The organism is Acidobacterium sp. S8 (genome assembly GCF_009765985.1).
In the GTDB taxonomy this organism is placed as follows: Bacteria; Acidobacteriota; Terriglobia; order Terriglobales; family Acidobacteriaceae; genus Alloacidobacterium.
The window spans coordinates 66,772-86,171 of record NZ_LMUM01000004.1; the positions used below are offsets into that span (position 1 = coordinate 66,772).

Below are 19,400 nucleotides of genomic sequence, written 5' to 3' on the forward strand. Positions count from 1 at the left end.
TACAAAGTTGCGCGCACGCCTGTTTTTTCAAAGGCTGTTACGTCTCAAAAGATCAAAAGAAGGAAATTGACAGTTGTTCTGCATTCCGTTATCTTCCCATAAACGATTTATGGAAGTAGCGAATGAGCGCTTTATTTCTGATCTGCCGCCGCATGTATCCTGCAAGTTTTGTAGGATCAGCAGTTTAAGGAAGCTGTCATGTCGGGAAATCTGAACGAACTTCTACTCCGGCTGAAGGCTATCTTCCGCAGGGGTCGTATGGATCGCGACATGGCGGATGAGCTGTCGTTCCATCAGGCGATGCTGCGTGAAAAATTGCTGCGTGAGGGAATGCCGCAGGGTGAGGTCGGTCGGGCGACCCGTCGTGCTTTTGGCAATGCAGATCGCTGGCATGAGCGCTTGCGCGAATTGTGGCAATTTCGTTCAATCGAAAATTTTGCACGGGATATCAGTTTCTCCGCACGCCTGCTGCGGAAATCGCCGGGCTTTACCGTAGTGGCGTTGCTGACGCTCGCCCTTGGAGTCGGCGCGAATACTACCGTCTTCTCCATGATCAATGCGCTCTTGCTGCGGCCTCTTCCCGTGCCACATAGCGAAAAATAAGCCATATTGCGAATGGAAGAAGGAGGTCCCGAAGCCGACTATTCCTTCTGCACGCCGTTCTTTCGCGGTTTAGAGAGCGGACAGGACGCCTTCGACAACGTCTTTGCCTTCAACGGCGATGAGCTGCAGGTTCGGGATTCGGGCGGCAATGAGACGGTGCACGGAATGCTGGTAAGCGGACAATTCTTTCCGGCTCTCGAAACCGCGCCGCTCATGGGCCGCTACCTCACCGCTGAAGATGATCGCGAAGGTGGCAGCCCCGAAGGACACGCAGTCGTCATCTCTGAGCATTTCTGGGAGAGCTGGTTTCATCGCGCTCCTGATGTCGTAGGACGCAAACTCGTCATCGCCAATGTGCCATTTACCGTCGTCGGTGTAATGCCTAAGCGGTTTATAGGAGCTGATCCGCTGCAGCGGCCTGAGATTTATGCTCCGCTGATAGCCGATCCGATCATCGATGCGCCGCGCAACCATATCGATGCCGGAACGCACGCCTGGTGGCTTACCGTGATGGCTCGATTGAAACCCGGCGTCAGCCTTGAGCAGGCGAACGCGGCGTTGCTCACGGTTTCCCGTCCGATCCTGCATGAAAGAGCCGCCAGCGACCCTGATTACATTGCAGATGAAGACAAGGCGCATTTTCATTTTGACGCCGAAAGCGGTTCCAGCGGATTCACCTTCGCACGATTCCTCTTTCGCAAGCCGTTGATAGCCATGCTGGCCATGTGCAGCGGCGTTCTTTTGCTGGCTTGCCTCAACCTGGCGAGCCTGCTCATGGCCCGAGGAGCGGCCCGTGAAAGGGAACTGGCCACTCGGTTGGCGATGGGCGCAATGAGGAGCCGCCTGGTGTGTCAACTCATGGTGGAAAGCTTGCTTCTTGCCCTTCTTGGCACAGCTGCAGGCCTGCTGCTGGCGCCATTTGTCAGCCGATCGCTTTCAGCTCTCCTCATCGGCGGAAATTCAATGATGCAGATCATGGCCGGCTCGGCGGGAGCGCAGATCGACACCTCCATCGACACGCACGTCTTCGCCTTCGCCGCGCTGATTGCGACGGTGTCCGCGTTGCTCATTGGCCTCGTACCTGCCCTGCAGGCCACCTCCGGCAATCTGAGCGACCACATCAAGAACGGCCAGCATGCAACCCAGGCCAACGAACGCCGCCGGACCAGAATCCTCTCGCGAACGCTTATGTCCTTCGAGGTGGCTCTGGCCCTGGTGCTGGTCATGTCGGCAGGACTTCTTGCGACCAGCCTGGTGCGTCTTTACAAATCAGGAGTTGGTTTCGAACCGCATGGCCTTATAAACATCGCGTTCAGCATGGACAAGCAGCCATTAGAAGGCGACGCGCTGATCTGCCTCTACCAGCAACTGGGCGACGGGCTGAGCCATCAACCCGGCGTAAAAAATGTGAGCTTTCAGTTTATTGTCCCGCTCTCGCACGGAGGCTGGAACAGAAGTTACGCGGCGCCCGGCAAGACGCCTCAAACTATATTCATGAACAGCGTAGCGCCGAATTATTTTCAGACCATGCGGATTCCTATGGTGACAGGTCGCGATTTTCGATGGGACGATACGGCGCCAGCAGGCATGAAAATCATCCTCAATGAATCGGCGGCAAAGCTGCTTTTTCCCGGACAGAACGCACTCGGTCAGCAGCTCACCCAAACCCAGCAGAAGACAACATTTGAGGTAATCGCCGTGGTCGGCGACACCAAATATAGAGATATGCGCGCACCCGCGCCGCCTGTTGGCTATGTGCCCATCGCCCAGGATGAGCAGCCGAAACCTTCGCTGAGCGCAGTAGTGCGAATCGATGGCCCGTCGGCTCCGCTGACTCAGCCGCCCGATCTCTGGCAGCAAGGCTGGCGCCGACCATTCCGGCTCCCGTCGTGACTTCGATGGATGATGTTGTGAACGGCTCGATGACAACGGAACGCCTGATGGCGCTCCTGTTTATGTTTTTCGCCGGCTGCGCTCTTCTTGTCACCGCCATCGGACTCTACGGGACCCTTGCCTACGCGACCGCCCGCCGTACCAGCGAAATCGGTGTTCGCATAGCACTCGGAGCGCCGCGAAGTGGGGTGCTGTCCATGATTTTCCGTGAAAAATCTCACCACCGCCGCAATCGGATCCTTCATCGGAATCCTCGCAGCGGTATGGATCTCAAAAGCGCTGACTGATTTTCTCTACCAGACGACTACGCTCGATCCGTGGATATTGACAGCTTCCATCACAGCGATCGGAGTCATAGCCAGCGCGGCTTCTTTGCTTCCAGCCATACGGGCTGCAGGAATCGAACCGATATCAGCGATCCGATACGAGTAGCCGATTACTCCATTTCGCGAAGAATATGACTGGCGGCATCCGCCGGGTCGGCGGCCTGGGTAATGGGGCGGCCAACAACCAGATAATCAGCCCCCGCGGCCAGCGCGGACGCGGGCGTTGCGATCCGCTTCTGATCGCCGATGGCAGCTCCTGCCGGTCGAATCCCGGGCGTGACGAGGGTCGAGGCGGGAAGAATTTTTCTCATTTGTGCAGCTTCCTCGGGGCTGCAGACCAATCCGGAAATTCCGGAGGAGGCGGCTATCTGAGCAAGAAGAAGCGCGTGCTCACCCGGAGTCGCAGAAATTCCGATGGTCGTCAGCTGTGCTGCATCCATGCTGGTGAGAACCGTAACCGCAAGCAAACGCGGCGGTTTAGGCACACCTGCCAAAGCTTCAGCGGCGGCTGTCAGCATGACCGGTCCGCCAGATGCATGGACGGTCAGCATGTCGGCTCCCAGCCGGGCAACGGAACGCATGGCTCCTGCCACCGTGTTCGGAATATCGTGCAATTTCAGGTCTAAAAAGACCGAAAAACCTCGCCTTTTGAGCGTTTCTACGACACTATTTCCCGTCGCTAAATACAGCTCCAGCCCAACCTTGAACCAGCGGCACTGCCCTTCGAGACGGTCCACGAGAGCGAGCGCCTGCGGGGCGTCGGGAAAATCGAGAGCAACAATAAGTTTTTCTGCTGGCTGGCGATTTGGATCGGGGCGGCCCTGCGCGGCGTCGCGCGCAGGGGCCTCCTGCGTTACATACTCAGAGGGAACCATATCGAAGACATTTTACGGCTTTGCCATCGCTGGCGTCAGCGGATAGCTCAACTGTGCCAGTTCTGTCTTCGAATTCACCAGATCCAGGCGCACGGGCGCCGTACCTCTGCTACTGAAACCAAGGAAGCGCGCAGCAGCATAAGAAAGATCGACTACACGATCTTGCGGCATAGGGCCGCGGTCGTTCACGCGCACCACAATAGCCTTGTGATTGCGCAGGTTAGTGACGCGGATCAACGAGCCTAATGGAAGGCTGCGATGGGCGCACGTCATCTGGTTCATGTCGAAATCCTCACCGCTTGCAGTCTGCTGTCCCTGGAAGTCTTCGCCGTACCACGAAGCGCGGCCAATCTGATACCAGTGGCGCTTCTTTTCAGCGTCGGCTTTGGCATTCAGTTTCTTGCCGGTTGCCTGATCGGGAATTGCGGGCGGTTGCGAGGCGGAGGCGGTTGGAACATGTGCCTTCAGTCCGAAGAGGCCCATCGCGGCAGCGAGGACAACTCCGGCATAGACCGAGAGCTTGGGAATGAGTCTGCCTTTATCAATGTCAGTTGCGATAGCGAACATAGTCCTCCTTTAAAAATTGTATGGAGGCAGAAAGCGTAAGTCAAACTATTATAACCATTTATTTTAGTTTTCCACTTGCCACAGCAGTAGCATTGTGGTAAATAATTTCAGCCGAACTGCCAACATGTTCTAGCACTTATGATGAAAGAACGATGAAAGAGGCAGCCTGCAAGCCCTCAAATTCGCAGCCAAATTCGGTTCCTGAGACGCCGATTGCTCTCACCATTGCAGGCTTCGACCCCTCTTCGAGCGCCGGAATCACCGCCGATCTGAAGGTCTTTGCCGCCCATGGAATCTATGGCATGGCCTGTATCACGGCGCTGACGGTTCAATCGACCCTGGGTGTTCAGCGGGTTGAGGCGGTCGCGCCAGCCACTATCCGCGAGACCCTGGACTGTCTGCGGGACGACGTTCTGCCAATGGGCGTTAAAATCGGCATGCTTGCCACCTCAGAAGCGGTCGGTGAGGTGGCGAATTTTCTTTCTCAGTCAGGAATCCATCGGTCGCGGGTGGTGCTCGATCCTGTTCTCCGCTCCAGCTCAGGCCGGGAATTGCTGAGTCCGGCAGGTATCGAACGCCTCCGTTCGGAGCTGCTGGCATTCGTCGGATGGGTGACGCCGAATCTCGACGAGCTGGCTGTTTTGACCGGAAACGAGACCCTGAATAGGGAATCGATTCCATCGGCAGCGGCAAAATTGCAGGGCATAGCAGCAGCGGCGGGAAATTCTGAACTCCATGTTCTTGTCACAGGCGGCCATTTGGAACGCCCGGACGACTTTCTTCTCAGTCCAGACGGACAGGCCACCTGGCTCGAAGGCGAGCACGTTGATACCGAAGCGACCCACGGGACGGGTTGCGCGCTCTCATCCGCGCTGCTATGCCAGCTGATCGCCGGAAAAAATCCGCTTGCAGCCGCGGAGGGGGCCAAGGCTTACGTCACCGCCGCGCTCAAGGCCGCATACAAAGTGGGCCGTGGCCGTGGACCGATGGACCATCTATATAAATGGGCTTCCAGGTAGCTTCCCGCTGCCTCAGCGCTCGGAAAGCTCGATCTGGATTCTCGTATTTTGGGGAAACGTGAGCTGTTTTCCTTTGGCGATCCAGCGTTTGTAGACCGACTTGCTCAGCGCATAGTAAGAGAAGCCCATGGCGACATTGCGGTTCGCCGTGGCCATAGTGGCGATACGGGCCATAAGGCCGAATCCGTTGCCGACTACGCCGTTTTTTACGACGTTGTCGTCGTCTCCAAGGGATGCGGAAGCGGCGAAAAGGCCCAGCACCAATGGCGCGATGTATTTATCGGGGCCGCCAGTCGCCTGTGCTCCACCTTCTGAATCAATCGCCACATTCTGTCCACGATTGGCCTCCGATGAGATCATGCGTCCGTGGATGGCATGATCGGCAGAGCGCTCTACCGGTTCAGGCTGCTGTGTGGCTGGAGCCGCCTGCGCGGTCTGGGATTGGGGAGTGTCGATGCGACGGAAGGTGAATCGCAACTTGCCATTGCGAGCGAACCAGCCGGCAGCCTTCGCTTGCAGAACCACGCCCTCGACATGCGTCCCCTCGGGCAATACAACCTCTTTCTTCGCGGAATCGAGAAGCGGCCTGGTCAGAACGGCATGGACGACCTCGCCCTGTTTCGCCGTCGCGGAGTTGAGATCTTCCGTCAGCCTGGCTTCGATGATGCCGGTCAGAGGGCCGCCGGTGTACGGCTCGATCGGCAAGGGGGCAGGCTGATTCTTTTGCTGCAAGGAGAGCGGTTCCGTGAGTACCGCGTCAAACTGGGTTCCGGGCCAGATGCGTTGCGGATGGTAAGGAAGCTGCGAATAGAGCAATCGCAATGTGCGGTCGGATTTTCCCGGCTTGGTGATCTGGTCAAGAGCATCCTGCTTGCGCTGCCGGAACTGATCTCCCGCCTGTTGCGTGAGGGAGCGCTTTTTGCCGGAGGACTTCATGCGAACTACAGTGCCGTCGCGCTCTTTGACCTGGGTGGAGATGGCTGCAACCCTGCCATCGGGCAGCGTGATCTGGTCAAAACGCAGCTCTGGCGTCGCCAGCGGAGTAAAGTCGCCGTTGAGGATGGCGTCGGTGCGAGTGCCACGATCGACTGGATGGGTGGCAAGGATTGATCCGGTGACGAGGGTGTTGATGGGCAGGACTTCATGATCGATCAGGTACACGGGTGCGATCAGGTGGCCTTCTATCTTAGTGCCAGTCTTGAGCAGGTAACGTTTATCGATCCGGACCCGCAACGGCACTCCAGCAGGAATATCGTTCTGCTGAGCCTGCGCCGCGGCGCCAAGAATACCCGTGAGCAGGCAGAGGGAGGCAATAGATTTTGGGTACATCTGCTCCTTGGATGGTCCAATCTGAAAATATAAAGGCCGGCAAATTCCAAGTTAGCAGTCACGCCTTAAGCCATCATGAAGGCAGGCTCATGGAGATGGAAGCGGCGTGTGCCAGGGATTTCAAGCGCTTTGGAATGAACTGCTAATAGGGTGCTTCCATGTCGACCTGCTCTTACCGGAAGTCTTTTTGGAATGGTCCGAAGTCATCCGCGCTATAAATCGAAGATCACGAAGGGATGCGGCTCTTTGCGCGCTCGCAATATGGGAAGGGCTACGTTATATACGCTCACCCCTGACTGCGATTTCGCGGTAAAGGTCCCATGGTGGGCATGTCCATGGAGAGCCAGCGTTGGCTTGTGCCGGTCGAGGGCTCGCGCCAGTCGGGAACTGCCAAGGAAAGGGAAGATGGGCTCGGGCTCTCCCGCGACAGTTTCCTGAATAGGAGCGTAGTGCGTGATCGCGACTTTTACCCGGGTCTGCAGTTGCGCCAGCCCGTAATCCAGCTTGATGGCTTCGCGCTCCGCGATTTCGACGAAGGTTTTAATGCCGCCCTCGCCAAACGGCATCAGCTCATAGGGTGCAAATCCTCCGCAGAATCCCTTCACCCCGGCAAAGCCTACCCCGTCTATCTCAAAACACTGGCCATCCAGCAGATGGATTCCCGCGACGCGCGCCATTCCCGCCAGTTCATCCTGGTGACCGCTCTCATGATCGTGGTTGCCGAGCACGGCGATAATCGGAACGTGTACATGCTCCAGAACGGAGAGGCATGCGCGCATCTCCTCAGGCAGACCGTGATTCGTCAGATCGCCGGCGATGACCAGAGCATCGGCGAGCTCATTGACCGCCAGAAACTGTCGAATATTCTCTTCACGCTGCTCGTCCTTGAAGTGGACATCGGCCACCGCCGCCAATCTCATTCCTTCTCCTTCTGTTTCGATTCGACAGCCTGCAGCAGAAACGGGTGATGCTCGCAATATTCCTTGTAAAGATCGCGCTCGCCCCATTCCTCTACATCAATGGCAAACATATTCGGGTCGATCAGCGTTCCGCGAAATGGCTCGTTTGCGGTGGGTTGCTGCATATGTTGCTCAAATCGATGCAACAGGCTGGACCATACCTGTCTTGGGACAAGATTTCGGTCGGAAGGATAAACATAAGCGAAGAAAATCAGGCTCCAGAGCAGCATCTCCCAATGCGGCTCAAGAAGCTCCTGCAGACGCTCCCAGTCCAGCTTTTTTGCACATGCGCGGATGAGATGAGCCACGTCTGCGCCGTCAAATCGTTCGCGGCGCGAAACGAAGATTTTTGATGCGATCATCTCTTCCGCGCCGAGCACGCTGCAGGGCACGCCGAAGACTTCATACGGCGTAGCGCGCTTCAGCCAAGTTTCGTCCACCACCAGGACCGCGTTGCCGAGGGCGGTAATCAGATCAACGAAATACTCTCCGCGAATTGCCTTCGCCAGCCACACAGGGTCCTTGATATAGGTCTCAAAGCCCATCTGCTCAAGACGCGCCAAAGCATCCGGCACCGATTTCGCTTCCAGCACCACGTCGAGATCCTTTGTGGTTCGCCAGATACCAGTGTGCTTGTGGAGAGCGAAGGCTCCCGCGATGGCATAAGGAATCCCCGCCTGCTGTAATGCCTCGAGGACACCTCGATAACAATCCCGGGCTGCAGGCAGAAATTCCGGCTCCGTGGAGGAACTTACAGGGAGTACCGGCTCATTCTCTTCATACTTCGCCATACGTTTGGGTGAGACGCAGGTTCGGCGGTGTTATGTCGCCTTGGACCGGAACGCTTTTTATCCCGCTATGGATTCGAGGCGAAGTCTTTCATTGGTGAAATTGCGATGCGTGATGGCTGCATCAAGACGACCGCCGCGCCAATCGCCGCAAACGAGCAGGCAATGCGATCCCCATCAGAGCAGCGAGCCCGATGTAGCAAATCGCAAAAATAATGAGCACGCTTGGCCCGATGACCAGGGCTTTCTTGATGGGAAAGATCAGCTTGACGCCATAGCCGATCAGCGCCGCAATCACCGCAGCCAGCCAGAGTCGAACCGAGCGCGAAGCGGATGAGGGAACGACGCCGATCTGTGCCTGCAACGCGCGACGCAGCAGAGTGTATTCGACCCACCCGGCCATGCCCGCCGAAAGCGTCAAGCCTGCGACTCCCCAGCGGTGGTCAATTCCAAGCAGCCTCGGCAGAGGCAGGGCAAAGAAATAGCCGAGCGCCAAGGTCAATGCCACGCGAATCAGCGCAAAATTCAACGGCGTGCGGGTATTGCGCAGGGCGTAAAACGCTGAAGAATACAGCCGCCCTGAAGTGGAAGCCAGCAAGCCAACGCCCGATCCAGCCAACACCCGCCAGACAATAACAACGTCGCCACCGCCGAAACGTCCAGAGCGGTAGATGGTTGAGACAATCATGTCGCCCAGAACGACGAAAGCGACCGCCGACGGAATCACGAAAAATGCAATGTTCTGCAGACCAGTGGACAAGCGTTGCCGAAGAGCCGCCGCGATTTCTTCCTGCGTGCCAATTTCGCTCGACATCGCGGGCAGTTCCGCAGCCGAGATCGCCATGCCAAAGAGGCTTACTGGAAGGGAATTCAGCGTCTGCGCGTAACCCAGCGCGGCGAACGCACCGACCGGGAGATAGCTCGAAAGCATGGAGTCGACGTAGGCACTGATCTGCACCACGCCACGGCTGACAAAGACAGGGAAAAAATTGCGAACCACCGTGCGCACGTGTTCAGTAGCCAGATGCAGCTTGAACCGCAGCGGCCACAGCAGGCGCAGAACCGTCGGCAATTGCACGGCGAACTGCAAGCCGCTGCCAATGACTGACCCGATAGCCGCCGAGACCGCCAGCTGCGCTTCATCCTGATGGCCGCCCTTCCACAGCAGGGCGACGATGATCGCCACGTTCCAGATCACCGGAGCGGCGTAGGAAAGAAAAAACTTGCGATGGCTGTTGAGAACTCCCAGGCACCACGCGGAAAAGACCAGCAGCGCGGCACCGGGAAAAAGGATACGGATAAGGCGAATCGTCAGCAGCCGCGTCTCGCCACGAAAACCGGGGGCGATGGCATCGAGCAGCCAGGGTGCCGCGAAGACTCCAAACAATACCAGCGCCGACGTAACCAGAAACAGGAGAGCAAAGATCGCCTCAGCGAGCTTCGCAGCGTCCTCATGGCGCTCCTCGGCACGCAGCCGCGCATAGACCGGAATAAACGACGCTGAGAGTACGCCTTCGCCAAAAAGATTCTGCAGAAAATTGGGAATGCGGAAGGCGGCACGAAAGGCGTCGGCGGCAGCGGAGTTCCCGAAGAAATGGGCAAAAGCGCGCTCGCGGACAAGCCCAACCAGCCGGCTGCTGAGAATACCCGCCGCCACGGCCACCGCCGAAGCGCGGGTAGAGAGTTTTTTGTGTGAAGTTGTCTCGCTCAAAAAATGATTATAAGGTGCGAGTTTTTATTGCGGGCGCACGCTATTCCGGCGCATCCGATTTCGGCGTTACATGAAGCGCATCTCCGACATGTCGAGCGGAGGTGCCAAGCGCATGTACCGTATTCCGATAGCTCTTCTCTAGAGCGTTAACCGGTTGACTCGTCCGCAACCGAGATGGCCGCAGTTGTGTTGTGACTGCTGTTTGCGAGCGCATCTTCCGTCGAACCGCTGACGGCGATCGCACCCTGAACCGGATGCCGTCCGGCATTGAACCACGCAATCTCTGAATCGGGCATCTGTTCAAGCCGTGCGATCGAATCAGCCGGGAAGTTCGAGCCGGCCATTTTGCCGGCAAGCGGCCAGCGGCTCGACATGATGAACGCCGAGCCGTTCATCGGATGACCAGTCTCGCCCAGGTTAATCACACGCGCTTGACGCAGAGGGATTCGGAGTCGGCTTGGATAGCTGCGATTGGATGCGTATTCTGTGCAAATGAGACATGAATGGCGAGGCAGAGACATGCGGTGATGATCAGGAAAATTGAAAGAGGGCGCACAGGATGGATTGAGTGACGATCTGGAACAGGCTTTGCTGGTGCAGTTCGCTCCGACTTTTATGCAGTGGGTTGGATGCGAGTCCCGGTTCTCGATAGGGGAGGCGCTTGATTCTTGCCGAATGGCGTGTTCAACAACGGACACGGCATGCTCAATAATGGACATCCAGAGAAAGCGGGCAGCCTATTTGTAGTCTTCTTATCAATGACTTAGGGAGACTACAACGCCTTTTTTGCTGGTCATAAAATTGCTCAATCAGACTGCGGAGTCGTGTATTTCAGGAGGACGTAATGGCGCATTTTGAGAGGATTCGGGATGTCATACATGGACCTTTGAGCCAGGACATGCTTCGTCAGCGGACGGATGCAGGCTGGCAGGTCATTTCGGTCGAGTGGCGGCGCGAGCTGCCGGGCGATGCTCCCGAGGGCAGTATCGACACTGAAGACGTTCCCTATGGACTGCGTCTTTCTGACGACTGCCTGCGACTGGAGATTGACCAGGAAGAGAACCGGGCGCTGCTGCAGATGATGGAGCTTCTGGTGCAGGATTTTCCATTCTCCAGCGTAGCCAGCGACCTGAATGAGAAGGGCTATCGCACGCGCGAGGGAAGGCTTTGGAGCCCCGTAACCGTCTTCAATATGCTGCCGCGGTTGATCGACGTAGGGCCGCGTGTTTTTTCAACCGAAGAATGGGATCGTCGCCGCGAGCGTTTCGCTGCCAGAGTCGGCTAGCGTCACTGAATTCCGCTCTCTCCTATCTCAAATAGGAGAGAGCCTATGACCCGGCAGGTCGATCTTCGGCAGGGCGCATAGAGAAATACTCATCCTGAAAGCCGTATCCTTGGACCTCTCACGGATACGGCTTTCTTTTGCGCATTCGAGTCATTATGAGTGCAGAACTTCGTCGTGATGTAGTTGCTAGCGATCAGCGGCTCTCACTTCTGCGATTGCCGCGGCCGGACGGAACGGGTGGTGGAGCGACAGATACCATCGGAGGCCACGCGTGATAGCAATCAGGTTGGCGCGGCCGTGAGCGGCGAGGCGAGAGAGAAGATATGCGATGTATTCTCTCCAGGGATGGTTTCCACTGGATGGCGCCAATCGCTTGTTGCGTATCCGGACCGATGGGGAACCAAAAGACAGCACCCGGGATGGAACCAGGGCTTGCCTTAGTATCTTCCACTTTTCTCGGCATGAGGACAGGAGGCTGAGATGCAACCAAAGCGAGTCCTTATTCTCCTGGAACATGACCTCAAGGGCTGAGCCAGAGAATCGCCGGAGCCAGCTCTGGCGTGCGGCGGTAAGGCTGGCGATTTCTCGTTCTACCTGGGGATGGAGTTGGCAACCAAACCATTCGCGGGCGTGATAAAACGCGATCACTTCAAAGGACCGCAGCGATGGAGAATGGGTGTCGCTCCAGCTCTGCCAGAAGGCATCGTTGTTTGCGTGAGAGTGAAGGAAGACGGCTAGCTCGCGAACGTGATGGACCACCCAGTCGTGAAGAAAGAGGTTGCGAAGAATGTGTAGTGCGAGATGACCAAGGTGGTCAACGGGGTTGAGGCACGGAAACGAGAGGCCGTCGACCTCTCGCATTATCCGGCGCTCCCAAAAGCGTGTGACTTGCGGGATACGGATTAGCGAGACGTCTTCGTTCCAGAGGCAGAAGTGCAGCTCGATTCCGAGGGGCATTTCTGGATCGAAGCGATTGCCTCTCCACTGCCAGCTGCCGAGCCGAACCAGCGCTGACACGTGATCCGCGCTCATGGTGGTCTTATCGTCGGAGATGTAGCCAATGGCCTGCAGCGCGGTTCGCGCGGCCTCGATGCTTTCTCGCGGGCAGAATATGTCGATATCGCTTTGGGCGCGGAAACCTGGTTTCGCAACATATTCCGGGGCCTGCGTGAAGCCTTTAATTACGATATGGTCGACACCTGCTTTGGCGAGCGCATCAGCAACCTCACGATAGATAGCTTTAACGGACTCGAAACGGAGTGCATTGTCGGCGAGGTTCGTATCGAGGCGCTTTACGACCCAGTGGGGAAAATCGTTGCCAGGTAGGAGCGCCAGGGGGAGTGTCAGATGCGAAATATCACAGAAGGCGAGGAGACTATGCCACTCATCATCGCTAAGCGATTTCAGGAGGGTCATGTCGGGCTTTTGTAAGTGAAGCGCGGTGAGAAGCGCTCTTACTTCGTGCGGGATATGCAGGAGCTCGATGGCAGTTTTGGGTGGATGGACAGCCATAGACCCTGGTTTCCTTTCTTTTAATGTGCAGAGCCGATCTGTTCGATGCCCGGTCCGCCCAGTCCCCTTGCACTGCCGATGCAAACACAACGAGACGAAACCACAAAATTGCCAAAGGTGGTTGTGGTACACGCATGTTTTCAGAGGCGATGTCGTCGTTCCAAAAAAACGATTATATGCGTCGGCATTCTGCCGCGTACGTTTGCTTTCGATGACACGCCAAAGTCAGGTAGTGTCATTAAACTCGCTCTCTGCTTGACCAAATAGGAGAGAGCGGCGTACTCTCCTATCTCAAATAGGAGAGACCTATGACCAGGCAGGTCGATCTTCCGCAGGGCGCATTAGAAATGCTCATCCTGAAAGCCGTATCCCTTGGGCCTCTCCACGGATACGGTATTCTTTTGCGTATTCAGCAGATTTCCGGCGAGCGGCTGGAGATTCTGCAGGGCTCGTTCTATACCGCCGTCTATCGCCTTGAGCGTAATGGCTGGATCGAAGGCGAGTGGGGCGAGTCGGAGAACAACCGCCGCGCCAAGTTCTACCGCCTGACCGCCACTGGAAAGCGCCAGCTGAAAACCGAGACGGCAAAATGGTCCGATATGACCAGCGTTGTCGCTGCCATCCTCCAAGCCGAGCCGGAGGAGATATGAGCATCCGGGCTACGCTGCGCTGCTGGTGGAAAGCTGTTGTGAATCGCAATCGCGTTCACAGTGAAGTCGATGAAGAGTTTCAGTTTCACATCGATGCTTACGTGCAGGACCTCGTCAGTCAGGGAATGACGCCTGAAGAAGCAGAGCGCAAAGCGCGTATCGAGCTTGGTCGGCCCGACACGCAGCACGAAAAATATAGAGATGCTATCGGCCTGCGAGCCTTCGACGAGTTGGGTGCCGACATTCGCTACGGTGCGCGTTCACTCTTCAAGAATCCGGGCTTTTCTGCGGTCGCCATTCTATCGCTGGCCCTCGGCATCGGCGCGACGACGGCGATGTTCAGCCTGATCTACGCAGTTCTCATACATCCCTTTCCTTATGCGGGTGCAGACCGCATCATGAATCCTGCGCTTGTCAACGAGGATCGTCCGGATGAGCGGCGCTGGTTCGCCATGTACCGATCGCAGTTCGAGACATTTGCGAAAGGTAAATCCATCGAAAGCCTGCTGGGATTTAGGGCTGTCAACACAGAGCTGACGGGCAACGATCTTCCCGAAGATGTCTCAGCGCTCTATGTGACGGAGAACGCTGGTACGTTCTTTGGCGTGAACCCCCTGCTTGGGCGTTCGCTGCAGCCTTCGGACGCTCAGGGCGGAGGGCAGCCTGTAGCTGTGTTGAATTACAAATTCTGGCAGCGCCATTTTCGTGGTGACCCGACAGTGATTGGTCGCTTCCTAAAGCTCGATAATGCGAATTACAACATCGTAGGCGTGATGCCGCGCGGGTTTGCTTTCAATGACACTACCGGCGTAGGCGATGTATATCTGCCCATAAGCCTTCTCCACGATACCGTGAACCCGCCCGTTCGTTGGCCGTATATTCCATGGGTCAAACTGAAAGCAGGCATTTCCCCAGTCGAGGCCAGCGCTGAGTTGAATGTGCTGGTGCACCAGTTCGCGAAGGAGAATCCGCACCCTTTTCCAAAGAAATTTCATCTGCAGCTTCAGCCCATCATCGTTCCTTATGAACAGAACACCGGTCACACGCTAACGCTACTGCTCGCCGGAGTTTTGCTGCTCCTCGCTATCGGGTGTGCCAACTGCTCCATTCTTCTGCTTGCGCGCGGCGAAGCCCGTCAACACGAGCTAGCGGTGCGTAGCGCCATTGGAGCCAGCCGCTGGAGAATCATTCGACAACTTTTGGTGGAAGCGATTGTCATCTCATTTTCCGGCGCGATACTGGGCGTAGCCGCTTCTTACTGGTTGGCGAACTTACCACTGCAGCTCTCGCCGAATTCTTTTCCGCCAGAATCGGTGATTCGCATCAACCTTCCTATCCTTGCGTTTTCTGTCGGACTGGCTCTTCTGTGTGGGTTGCTCTTCGGTTTGTTTCCGGCGCTGCGTTTGTCCCGTCCTGATCTGGCTCGCACCATGCAGGCAAGTCTTCGCCGGACTGCCGGGAATGGCAGCAAACGCAGGCTGAACATTCTCATCGCTGGCCAGATCGCTTTCACCTTGTTACTGCTGGCCACGGCAGGAACGGCGATCGGCGCATTTCTCCATCTCGGCAAAGTTTCGCTTGGTTATGATCCGGAAAACGTCATGGGGGCGGCATCGTGATGCACTGGAACAACCCCAATGACTGGAAGGGCATCGAGTCACGCGAAGGTCGAGCCGCCTTTGTCAGTCAAATTCGCCAGAAGATTGCGTCGATCCCCGGAGTCATCTCAGTCGCTGTGGGTACAGATTCTACCCCACCGTACAGCGGTATAGCGCGTCCTGTGGAAATTTTCGGCAGGACAAGCAGTCAGGTACAGGAGGCGCGTGTTCATCTCGTCAGCCCTGAATTCTTTTCGACGCTGCGAATTCCCCTGGCCGCCGGACGGCTCTGGGATCAAACAGAAAATGCTCGTGGCGATTCCGTTGCCATCGTGAATGAAGCCTTCGTGCAACAGTATTGGCCGAATGTAAATCCTCTCGGCCAGCAGTTTCGTATGCCCACACTGAAAGCGTCCGGATCGATAGAAAAGTCCTCTGAAGACAGCTTTGGCTGGCGGCAGGTGATAGGTGTCATTGCAGACCTGCGCAACGATGGTGTCGACCGGCCTGCCGTTCCCGCGGTGTATGTGCCATACACAACCTTCATGGCGCCATATGCTCAGTTCGACATACGCACGCAGGGCGAGCCGTTGGCATTGCTGCACTCCGTCAGGGAAGCTGTGCAAGCTGTCGCGCCCGATCAGCAGGTTTCCAATGGAGTGTCGGAGCTTAAAGATGACATCGAGCGCGATGCACAGTGGACCAGGCAGCGCCTCTTTTCCATTCTCTTCGGCTTCTTCTCCGGTATGGCGCTTATCCTTGCGCTTGTGGGGCTGTTCAGCGTCGTCTCTTACAGCGTCGCGCAAAGGACCTCCGAATTTGGCGTTCGCATAGCTCTCGGAGCCTCGCGACGGCATGTTTTATGGGTCGCGGCGCGCGTTGCTCTTCTGAGCGTCAGTACAGGCATTACGATAGGAATTCTGATCGATCTCTTTCTCGGGAAAATCCTGGCAAAGTGGATGGAAAACACGGGATTTGGCTCCCGCAGCCTTCTGGAAGCCACATTGCTGCTTTTCCTCTGTGCGATTGCCGCATGCCTGCTGCCTGCGCAGCGCGCCGCCTCCGTTCATCCGGTGGAAGCTTTACGTTACGAATAAGCTGAAGAAACGTCTGTCGTCCAAACCGGGGGTGATCTTCGTCTAAGATGACAGACGAATGATGTGGAGACGGACGCTCTCATACCTCGCCCTGCTGGGCGGGCTTTTATTCTCTTTCCCCCATGGGGCGTTTGCTGCTGCCGTGGATACCGATCCACTGAATCACGACCCGCAGGTGCGTGAAGCTTTTGACCGCTTCTACATCATGGATTACGACGGGGCGATCGCTGGTTTTCAAAAGGTGCAGAGCGCGCATCCTAACGACCCCATCGCAACCGACTATCTGCTGTACACCATGCTCTTCAAAGAGCTGTATCGTCTCGATCTGCTCGACACCACGTTTTACGCCAACGATGGCTTTCTCACCGGGCGACATACCGTCATTGAAGACACGCAGGTGCGCGATCAGCTCAGAGCACTGTCAGACAAAGCTGTCGGTCAGGCCACACAGCAACTCAAGGCCAACTCGAATGATATAAATGCGCTTTTTGCCCGTGGCTGGGCGAAGAGTCTTGAAGCGACCTATCTCGCCATGGTGGAGCGTGCGTTCAGTCCCGCGCTTAAGCTGGCAACGCAGGGACGCAGCGATCATGCTCAGGTTCTGAAGCTCGATCCGAATTATGTGGATGCCAAGCTGGTCGTCGGCAACTACGAATACGTCATCGGAGCGCTTCCGCTGCCGTTCAAGATTCTCATGGGATTTGTAGGCATCCACGGCTCGAAGGCGACAGGCCTGGAGATGCTGCACGATGCAGCCGCGCGCGGCGTCATCACATCCGTAGAAGCGCGTGTCTGTCTCATGCTCTTTCTTCGGCGGGAAGCAAAATATCAGGAAGCGCTGCAAATCTCACAATCGCTGCTCACGCAGTATCCCCGCGACTTTCTCTTCCATCTCGAAGCAGCCAACCTGCAGAAAGACGCAGGGCAGGGACTGACTGCGATTTCGACCTACCGCGAGGTAATAGCGCTGGCAAGAAAGCCGGGCTACTTTGTCACCACGCACCTCGAGCTGGTTTATTTCGGTCTGGGCGACAGCCTGCGAGGGCAGCGGCTTTACGCCGATGCGGTCGAAGCCTTCCGTGAGGGAGCCGTGCAGCCTACCACCAGCCCTGAACTGAAACGCCGCTGTCTGCTTGCAGCCGGAGAGGTCTACGATCTGATGCACGACCACGACAAGGCCACGCAGCAGTATCAGGCTGTCATAGACGCTGGAAGCGAATCAGTGCAGGCCGATGTGGCGCGCAAGTATACGAAGGCCGCATATACAGGAAAGTAGCCGCAAAATGATCTTGATGACTGGCGATGTCGGCATTGCGTAATAGAACGGGGATGATCATGCTGTGCCTTGCGCTGTTCGTCGGTCAGGCGCAGGCGGCAGAAAATTGGGTGCAGGTACGGACGCCGCATTTTGTGGTGACAACCAATGCGGGCGAGAAGCAGGGACGTCATATCGCCTCCCAGTTTGAGCAGATGCGGTGGGTCTTCCACACATTGTTTCCGAAGGCCGTCGTCGATCCGCCGGCTCCCATCGTTATCCTTGCGGTGAAGAATCAAAAAGATTTTCAAACACTTGAGCCCGAAGCTTATCTCGCGAAGGGGCAACTGCAGCTCGCGGGCTTTTTCCTTCGCGGTCCCGACAAGAATTACATCCTCGTTCGGCTCGACGCCTCAGGCGAGCATCCCTTTTCCACCGTCTATCACGAGTACACGCATCTGCTGAACAGCAAAGCCGAGGCATGGATGCCGATATGGCTCGATGAAGGATTAGCTGAATTTTTTCAGAATACCGAGATCGGCAACAAGCAGGTGACGCTGGGCGAGCCCAGTGCAGACGACATTCTTTTTCTCCGTCAGAACAGCACCATTCCGCTTCCGGTGCTGCTTAAGGTCGATCACGAATCGCCTTACTATCATCAGGAACAAAAGGGTTCTGTCTTTTACGCCGAATCGTGGGCGCTGACGCACTATCTGGAGATCAACGACTTCACCGCTCACACGCATCGGCTATCGGATTACTCAGAGCTCGTCCGCGGAGGAGAGGATTCGGTCACAGCGGCCGCAAAAGCATTCGGCGATCTGAAGCAGCTTCAAAACGCACTCTACGGATATATCCATCAGGGCAGTTACCAGCAATTCGTCATGCACAATAGCTCAGGATCAGTAGATGAAAACACCTTCACCGCCGTGCCCTTGTCTGCGAACGCAGCCGATGCGGTGCGCGCCGATTTTCTGGCATACGATGGCCGTGCGAAGGATGCCGAGACCCTCCTGGAACACATCTTGAGTGAAGATCCGAAGAATGGTCCGGCTCACGAGACGATGGGTTACCTGCAATTTCGCCGGGGCGATCTGAAGGCGGCCCGCGACGCATACGAGCAGGCGGTGCAGCTTGATTCGCAGAGCTATTTGGCGCACTACTACTACGCGGCCATTACCATTCAGCAGGGAAAAGTCGACCACCCCGAACAGGTGGAAGCCAGCTTGCGCGCTTCCATCAAGCTCAATCCGCAATTCGCGCCCGCATATGACAGCCTGGCAACCTTCTATGCCGCAAGGCAGGAAAAGCTAGAGGATGCTCATCTTCTCGAATTACAGGCAATCGCACTTGAGCCCGAGAATTTTAACTACCGCCTGAATACGGCATTGATATTGGAAGAGCAGCAGAAGTATTCCAATGCTGAGCATGTGCTGAACGCCGCACTACCCCTGGCGAAATCCGCGGCTGAGACCTCTGCTGTACAGATGCGGCTCAAAAACCTGCAGGATTACGAAGCTGCCGCTGCGCAGTCGCAGTCGTCTGCTGCCCCGGCTTCGTCGGTGGCAACGCAGGCGGTCGCCTTATCCCACCCGGCGGGAGATGCCGCACCTCGCCACCCGACCGAAACGCCGCATGGGCCTACCCTGACGGCCAAGGGCGTCATCCGCGAGGTGCAGTGCAGCGGAGCCGCCGCGTTTGAGTTGAAGGTAAAGGGTCAGAGCAGCCCGGTCAGCGTCTATACCAACAATTACTTCAAGCTGGATTTCAGGGCGGCCAACTTCACTCCAAAAGGCGAGATTCATCCCTGCAGCGATCTGGACGGCATGCGCGCCGAAGTGAAGTATTTTGCAACTGCGGACAAGACATCCGACGGTCAAATTGTTTCCATCGAACTCTGGAAATAGTGGAACCGCGCGGAACAAGATTGCGT

General features: G+C 56.6%; 19 protein-coding genes. 11 read left to right on the top strand and 8 right to left on the bottom strand.

Going from position 1 to position 19,400, the window contains the following annotated elements; all coding sequences use genetic code 11:
- Positions 1-198 precede the first annotated feature (198 nt).
- The 4 genes from GSQ86_RS00980 (at position 199) to GSQ86_RS00990 (ending at position 2,928) form a co-directional block, all read left to right on the top strand.
- Complete coding sequence (locus GSQ86_RS00980; protein ID WP_158748088.1) at positions 199-603, top strand: hypothetical protein; 405 nt, start codon at positions 199-201, stop codon at positions 601-603.
- Between the two features lie 12 nt (positions 604-615).
- Complete coding sequence (locus GSQ86_RS00985; protein WP_158748089.1) at positions 616-2,496, top strand: ABC transporter permease; 1,881 nt, start codon at positions 616-618, stop codon at positions 2,494-2,496.
- A gap of 62 nt (positions 2,497-2,558) precedes the next feature.
- Positions 2,559-2,783 carry an FtsX-like permease family protein gene (locus GSQ86_RS23760; RefSeq protein WP_371719943.1) on the top strand — a complete coding sequence of 75 codons (225 nt, stop codon included), beginning with the start codon at positions 2,559-2,561 and terminating at the stop codon, positions 2,781-2,783.
- Entirely contained in the window at positions 2,704-2,928 is a 225-nt protein-coding gene (locus GSQ86_RS00990) for an FtsX-like permease family protein (protein WP_158748090.1), read from the top strand. Before GSQ86_RS23760 ends, GSQ86_RS00990 begins: the two co-directional genes overlap by 80 nt.
- A gap of 4 nt (positions 2,929-2,932) precedes the next feature.
- Here the strand turns inward: GSQ86_RS00990 and pyrF are convergent, their stop codons facing one another.
- Together pyrF and GSQ86_RS01000 are read right to left on the bottom strand one after the other, a co-directional pair.
- Positions 2,933-3,697, bottom strand: a complete 765-nt coding sequence (gene pyrF, locus GSQ86_RS00995) for an orotidine-5'-phosphate decarboxylase (protein WP_158748091.1) — start codon at positions 3,695-3,697, stop codon at positions 2,933-2,935.
- Positions 3,698-3,709: 12 nt separating this feature from the next.
- Entirely contained in the window at positions 3,710-4,264 is a 555-nt protein-coding gene (locus GSQ86_RS01000) for a septal ring lytic transglycosylase RlpA family protein (protein ID WP_216840961.1), read from the bottom strand.
- A gap of 152 nt (positions 4,265-4,416) precedes the next feature.
- On the opposite strand from GSQ86_RS01000, the gene thiD reads away from it, so the two are divergent.
- The gene (gene thiD / locus GSQ86_RS01005; protein ID WP_158748092.1) at positions 4,417-5,283 is read left to right on the top strand and encodes a bifunctional hydroxymethylpyrimidine kinase/phosphomethylpyrimidine kinase; all 867 of its coding nucleotides are present in this window, start codon (positions 4,417-4,419) and stop codon (positions 5,281-5,283) included.
- Positions 5,284-5,295: 12 nt separating this feature from the next.
- Here thiD and GSQ86_RS01010 read toward each other — a convergent pair whose 3' ends face one another.
- The 5 genes from GSQ86_RS01010 to GSQ86_RS01030 form a co-directional block, all read right to left on the bottom strand.
- Positions 5,296-6,612, bottom strand: a complete 1,317-nt coding sequence (locus GSQ86_RS01010) for a hypothetical protein (RefSeq protein WP_158748093.1) — start codon at positions 6,610-6,612, stop codon at positions 5,296-5,298.
- A 212-nt stretch (positions 6,613-6,824) separates the two neighbouring features.
- Positions 6,825-7,532 carry a metallophosphoesterase gene (locus GSQ86_RS01015; RefSeq protein WP_158748094.1) on the bottom strand — a complete coding sequence of 236 codons (708 nt, stop codon included), beginning with the start codon at positions 7,530-7,532 and terminating at the stop codon, positions 6,825-6,827.
- Positions 7,529-8,362 (bottom strand): nucleotidyltransferase, encoded by an 834-nt coding sequence (locus tag GSQ86_RS01020; protein WP_158748095.1) that lies wholly within the window; start codon positions 8,360-8,362, stop codon positions 7,529-7,531. Before GSQ86_RS01020 ends, GSQ86_RS01015 begins: the two co-directional genes overlap by 4 nt.
- Positions 8,363-8,483: 121 nt before the next feature.
- Complete coding sequence (gene murJ / locus GSQ86_RS01025) at positions 8,484-10,070, bottom strand: murein biosynthesis integral membrane protein MurJ (RefSeq protein WP_158748096.1); 1,587 nt, start codon at positions 10,068-10,070, stop codon at positions 8,484-8,486.
- Positions 10,071-10,216: 146 nt separating this feature from the next.
- Positions 10,217-10,495 carry a hypothetical protein gene (locus GSQ86_RS01030; RefSeq protein WP_216840962.1) on the bottom strand — a complete coding sequence of 93 codons (279 nt, stop codon included), beginning with the start codon at positions 10,493-10,495 and terminating at the stop codon, positions 10,217-10,219.
- 419 nt (positions 10,496-10,914) lie between these two features.
- On the opposite strand from GSQ86_RS01030, the gene GSQ86_RS01035 reads away from it, so the two are divergent.
- Positions 10,915-11,355, top strand: a complete 441-nt coding sequence (locus GSQ86_RS01035) for a recombinase family protein (RefSeq protein WP_158748098.1) — start codon at positions 10,915-10,917, stop codon at positions 11,353-11,355.
- Between the two features lie 186 nt (positions 11,356-11,541).
- Here GSQ86_RS01035 and GSQ86_RS01040 read toward each other — a convergent pair whose 3' ends face one another.
- Positions 11,542-12,867, bottom strand: a complete 1,326-nt coding sequence (locus GSQ86_RS01040) for a nucleotidyltransferase family protein (protein ID WP_158748099.1) — start codon at positions 12,865-12,867, stop codon at positions 11,542-11,544.
- A gap of 308 nt (positions 12,868-13,175) precedes the next feature.
- Here GSQ86_RS01040 and GSQ86_RS01045 point away from each other — a divergent pair, with 308 nt between their 5' ends.
- From GSQ86_RS01045 to GSQ86_RS01065, 5 genes are read left to right on the top strand one after another with little or no spacing between them, the layout of a single operon-like run.
- A complete protein-coding gene (locus GSQ86_RS01045) occupies positions 13,176-13,517 on the top strand; it encodes a PadR family transcriptional regulator (protein ID WP_158748100.1) in 342 nt (113 codons plus the stop codon).
- Positions 13,514-15,136, top strand: coding sequence for an ABC transporter permease (locus GSQ86_RS01050; protein ID WP_158748101.1), 1,623 nt, complete (start codon positions 13,514-13,516; stop codon positions 15,134-15,136). The genes GSQ86_RS01045 and GSQ86_RS01050 overlap by 4 nt, the downstream gene beginning before the upstream one ends.
- Positions 15,136-16,212 carry an FtsX-like permease family protein gene (locus tag GSQ86_RS01055; protein WP_254062071.1) on the top strand — a complete coding sequence of 359 codons (1,077 nt, stop codon included), beginning with the start codon at positions 15,136-15,138 and terminating at the stop codon, positions 16,210-16,212. The genes GSQ86_RS01050 and GSQ86_RS01055 overlap by 1 nt, the downstream gene beginning before the upstream one ends.
- 58 nt (positions 16,213-16,270) lie before the next feature.
- Positions 16,271-17,488 carry a tetratricopeptide repeat protein gene (locus tag GSQ86_RS01060; protein WP_158748103.1) on the top strand — a complete coding sequence of 406 codons (1,218 nt, stop codon included), beginning with the start codon at positions 16,271-16,273 and terminating at the stop codon, positions 17,486-17,488.
- A gap of 26 nt (positions 17,489-17,514) precedes the next feature.
- Positions 17,515-19,374, top strand: coding sequence for a DUF1570 domain-containing protein (locus GSQ86_RS01065; protein ID WP_158748104.1), 1,860 nt, complete (start codon positions 17,515-17,517; stop codon positions 19,372-19,374).
- Positions 19,375-19,400: the final 26 nt, after the last annotated feature.

Excerpts from the sequence above, each read along its gene's own strand:
- GSQ86_RS00980 (WP_158748088.1), top strand. The coding sequence starts at position 199 with ATGTCGGGAAATCTGAACGAACTTCTACTCCGGCTGAAGGCTATCTTC.
- GSQ86_RS00985 (WP_158748089.1), top strand. The coding sequence starts at position 616 with ATGGAAGAAGGAGGTCCCGAAGCCGACTATTCCTTCTGCACGCCGTTC.
- GSQ86_RS23760 (WP_371719943.1), top strand. The coding sequence starts at position 2,559 with ATGTTTTTCGCCGGCTGCGCTCTTCTTGTCACCGCCATCGGACTCTAC.
- pyrF (WP_158748091.1), bottom strand. The coding sequence starts at position 3,697 with ATGGTTCCCTCTGAGTATGTAACGCAGGAGGCCCCTGCGCGCGACGCC.
- GSQ86_RS01000 (WP_216840961.1), bottom strand. The coding sequence starts at position 4,264 with ATGTTCGCTATCGCAACTGACATTGATAAAGGCAGACTCATTCCCAAG.
- thiD (WP_158748092.1), top strand. The coding sequence starts at position 4,417 with ATGAAAGAGGCAGCCTGCAAGCCCTCAAATTCGCAGCCAAATTCGGTT.
- GSQ86_RS01010 (WP_158748093.1), bottom strand. The coding sequence starts at position 6,612 with ATGTACCCAAAATCTATTGCCTCCCTCTGCCTGCTCACGGGTATTCTT.
- GSQ86_RS01015 (WP_158748094.1), bottom strand. The coding sequence starts at position 7,532 with ATGAGATTGGCGGCGGTGGCCGATGTCCACTTCAAGGACGAGCAGCGT.
- GSQ86_RS01020 (WP_158748095.1), bottom strand. The coding sequence starts at position 8,362 with ATGGCGAAGTATGAAGAGAATGAGCCGGTACTCCCTGTAAGTTCCTCC.
- GSQ86_RS01035 (WP_158748098.1), top strand. The coding sequence starts at position 10,915 with ATGGCGCATTTTGAGAGGATTCGGGATGTCATACATGGACCTTTGAGC.
- GSQ86_RS01040 (WP_158748099.1), bottom strand. The coding sequence starts at position 12,867 with ATGGCTGTCCATCCACCCAAAACTGCCATCGAGCTCCTGCATATCCCG.
- GSQ86_RS01045 (WP_158748100.1), top strand. The coding sequence starts at position 13,176 with ATGACCAGGCAGGTCGATCTTCCGCAGGGCGCATTAGAAATGCTCATC.
- GSQ86_RS01050 (WP_158748101.1), top strand. The coding sequence starts at position 13,514 with ATGAGCATCCGGGCTACGCTGCGCTGCTGGTGGAAAGCTGTTGTGAAT.
- GSQ86_RS01055 (WP_254062071.1), top strand. The coding sequence starts at position 15,136 with ATGCACTGGAACAACCCCAATGACTGGAAGGGCATCGAGTCACGCGAA.
- GSQ86_RS01060 (WP_158748103.1), top strand. The coding sequence starts at position 16,271 with ATGATGTGGAGACGGACGCTCTCATACCTCGCCCTGCTGGGCGGGCTT.
- GSQ86_RS01065 (WP_158748104.1), top strand. The coding sequence starts at position 17,515 with ATGTCGGCATTGCGTAATAGAACGGGGATGATCATGCTGTGCCTTGCG.